4 protein-coding genes are annotated in these 3,093 nt (G+C 55.2%); all 4 read right to left on the bottom strand.

What is annotated here, in order from left to right; all coding sequences use genetic code 11:
• Positions 1-662, bottom strand: a 662-nt coding sequence (locus ACOSYY_RS02630; protein ID WP_421660719.1) for a GAF domain-containing protein, incomplete at its 3' end; no start/stop codon positions are given.
• 108 nt (positions 663-770) lie between these two features.
• Positions 771-1,154 carry a YybH family protein gene (locus tag ACOSYY_RS02625; protein ID WP_421660718.1) on the bottom strand — a complete coding sequence of 128 codons (384 nt, stop codon included), beginning with the start codon at positions 1,152-1,154 and terminating at the stop codon, positions 771-773.
• 43 nt (positions 1,155-1,197) lie between these two features.
• The gene (locus ACOSYY_RS02620) at positions 1,198-1,914 is read right to left on the bottom strand and encodes a class I SAM-dependent methyltransferase (RefSeq protein WP_421660717.1); all 717 of its coding nucleotides are present in this window, start codon (positions 1,912-1,914) and stop codon (positions 1,198-1,200) included.
• A 504-nt stretch (positions 1,915-2,418) separates the two neighbouring features.
• On the bottom strand, positions 2,419-2,655 hold the full coding sequence (locus ACOSYY_RS02615) for a CDGSH iron-sulfur domain-containing protein (protein WP_421660716.1): 237 nt from the start codon (positions 2,653-2,655) through the stop codon (positions 2,419-2,421).
• Positions 2,656-3,093: the final 438 nt, after the last annotated feature.

Raw genomic sequence — 3,093 nt, 5'->3', positions numbered from 1 at the left:
TCGACTTGTTTCAACACCTGCACTAACGCATGGCTGTCGCCGATGATATCCCCAAACCCATGTTCGATACGAAGTTCCTCTTCGAGGTACAGCTTCTCCTTCGCCAGTTTATCTTTAAGCTCGGCAATTTGCTGGAATGCCAGGGCATTTTCCACCGCGATCGCCACTTGCTTGGCGACTTGCTGGAAGAACTCCAGATCCGCATCACCATAGGCCTCTTTCTGCAAACTCAGGAATCCCATGGCGCCCAACCGCCCTCTTGCGGTCGTCAAAGGAACGAAACAAAACGACTGCGTCCCGTCCTCCCTCATCGCCCCGATGACTTTTGTCCATCGGCGTTCCTCCGACAGATTGGGCACCAGCAGTGATTGTTGCCCTTGCCACACCAATCCTGAGGGACAATCCTCGACCGTCACCTCATGTCCTCCTATCAGGTCGGCCGGTACATTTGCCTGAATCGTATGGAGGCGCATGACGTTTTTGACAGGATCATGCAGAGACAAGTCGACAAAATTTACCTGCACGACCCGAGGAAGACGATGGGCCAAATCGTAAAAGAGCCGATCGAGATCTCGTTGCGCGGAAATCGCTTGCGCGACTTCCAACAGAGCCTGATAACGCTCCGCGAGGGTTTCGCAGGGATGTACGGACTCCCGATTCATGAGCACAGTATGGCGTATGAACGAATGGCGGCTCAAGAGGGAGGTGAGAGACCATACCTCTCGCAGAACGAGTGCACCTCGTCCAGCATGACCGATTTCTCTACTCGATTAAGCTACAATGTCAGTTCCCCAGGGATTATCTACCAGGAACAGCCATTTCCCATTCGACTGGAGCCGTAAAATACTGGAGGATCGGCCACCGAGATGCACGACAGCTCCTGTAGGATCGATTCCCTTCAGATTCCATCGCGCGCAGTATTGCGCGACATCGCCTGCCCGCACGAGTTGTTGTGCCTCGATGGTTAACGTGGGCTTCAGCATCATGAATCCCTCCAGTGCCTGACGTATCCCAGCCGTTCCGGTGACGACGGCCCCGGGTTTCATGACGAATGACGCGCCCGGCTCAAACAAGGCCATGGCCGATTCCAAATCCTGCGCATTCATGGCCGTAACGAGTTGCGTGATCACATCCAATGGATCGGACGTTGTCATGCGCGCTCCTTTCGTTCCTCTTCTTAAGAGACCTGTGCCAGCACTACCGCCGTCGAAGAACGGCATAGAAAGCGGGAACCTTCACGACTTCCCCGGTCGGAAGGGTCTGCACGGTCTGGATTCGGCTCTCGCCGGTTCTCAGCAGCGTGAATCGGTCATGAGGAAACAGCACCGCCAAATCTTTTTCATCCAACATGCCCGGTGTGATCTGATGCTGAAAGACCCGGGCAAGCCCGGGAGGCAGCCCGTACCGTTGAATCAACTGGGAGAAGAACGGCTCGGCCGCCGAGGACAATTCGATGAGATACAGAGTTCCTGTGGCTCCGAGCAGTTGTTCGGTACTCTCCGCGGCAGTCTTGTGGTCCGCAGACGACAGCTGATGCAGTACTGTCCGCACATAAAGGTTTGCGTCACCGATTTCCTCATGGAGGCGTTGCGCGTCGCCAGGACACAACACATCCAAGAGGCGGTATGAAACGTTGGGAGCGCCATTGGTCTTTCGCGCCAGCTCCACCGCGGCCGGCGCGATCTCCGTCCCGATCACTCGCGCAAAATGCTTTGCAAGAAAGCGTGTCTGAGTGCCGTTACCGCAACCCAGGTCGACCAACGGAAGGCTGGGGCTGAAATAGTCTCGGAACAGTTCCAAGTCTTCTTGGGCCGCATGAACTGGATCGGCATCCCAAAAGATTTCGCCAGGTGTGTCCGTAGACGTGCTCCAAAAGCTTTCCCAGGACATGAGATAACGATTTTCCGATACCATACAGTCTCCTCTCTTTTTCTGAATCTGCTGAAGCAGGCGACCTGAACTTCTTCTTCAGGAGCCGTTCCGTAGTCGGACAAGACGTGCGCGCAATCATGGAATAGGATCTGTTCCGGCGCGTCCTCGGGAGTCGCGATCGTATAGGCGCGCATGACTTGCCGAGCCGGTTCATGCAGAGCAAGGTCGACAAAACCCAATTTCAAGAGCGAAGGCAGACTCCGGGAAAGCTGATGGAAAAGCGCTGTGAGATCCTTGTGGGCGAGGATGGCTTTACTGACTTCAAGCAGTGCTCGATAATGTTCCGTCTCGGACATTTCCGGGCTCCCGCCGACAACACATTAGCGGGGTAGTATGGATTCGCTCGCAATCATTACGCAACAGGCCATCCTGTCAGACCCAGCCTGAGGCAGACAGAACTTGAACCTTCCCTCACCGGTATTGCGTGTTGCCTCGCACGATACCCGTCCCATGACTCCATGGCATGCGTACTCGGCATGGTTACGCTCAGAGCGTCTGGTGCGTACCGTCGCAGTATGGCGGGGTTTTGGTCTGCTTGCACTGGCACAACGCCACTTCCTTCTTCTCGGCCACCGTAAACTCGACCGGCTCGAATCCGGTTCCTTGATGAGAACCATCACAAAATGGCTGATCCCGCGAGCGCCCACATACACACCAATAATAGGTTCCCGAGTCCAGCGAAATGACGGCAGGCTCCTTGGCCGCAATACGTGGCGTTGCCATGAATCATCCTCCTTTGCGTGGTTAATCTGTTGAAGATGGGACTGTGCGGCTGGAGTATATCGTTTCTTCATGCGCTTCGCACCCGTCTTCTTTGCGATCCATTTCGCCCCTCCAATCTCGCCGAATCCGTCTGTTGAGGCTCACTATGCATGAGGCGGCAGTATCCTTCATTTCGCCTCCGGCATTTGCATGCAGGTCTTGCGACCTTGTTACCAATCGGCTATGCCAGAATGGCATGAGATGACTCGGTACGACGCCATGCAACGGCCCCGCGCGACCTTAGGGGAACTCCTGCTCTCCTAATTTTTCGCATGACGGATTCTGCCGGTGTCCGTACTGATGATGGCGGGGTCCTGATTGTTATTGCGGTCTACGCTCGTATGCAAATTGCCTATGTACATACCGGCTCGATGCAGGTAGTCTTCCATTCGATCCACC

Source organism: Nitrospira sp. BLG_2 (genome assembly GCF_049222245.1).
This window is presented reverse-complemented; position numbering and strand designations above follow the sequence as displayed.

Coding starts and splice junctions, on each gene's coding strand:
- ACOSYY_RS02615 (WP_421660716.1), bottom strand. CDS start 2,655: ATGGCAACGCCACGTATTGCGGCCAAGGAGCCTGCCGTCATTTCGCTG.
- ACOSYY_RS02625 (WP_421660718.1), bottom strand. CDS start 1,154: ATGACAACGTCCGATCCATTGGATGTGATCACGCAACTCGTTACGGCC.
- ACOSYY_RS02620 (WP_421660717.1), bottom strand. CDS start 1,914: ATGGTATCGGAAAATCGTTATCTCATGTCCTGGGAAAGCTTTTGGAGC.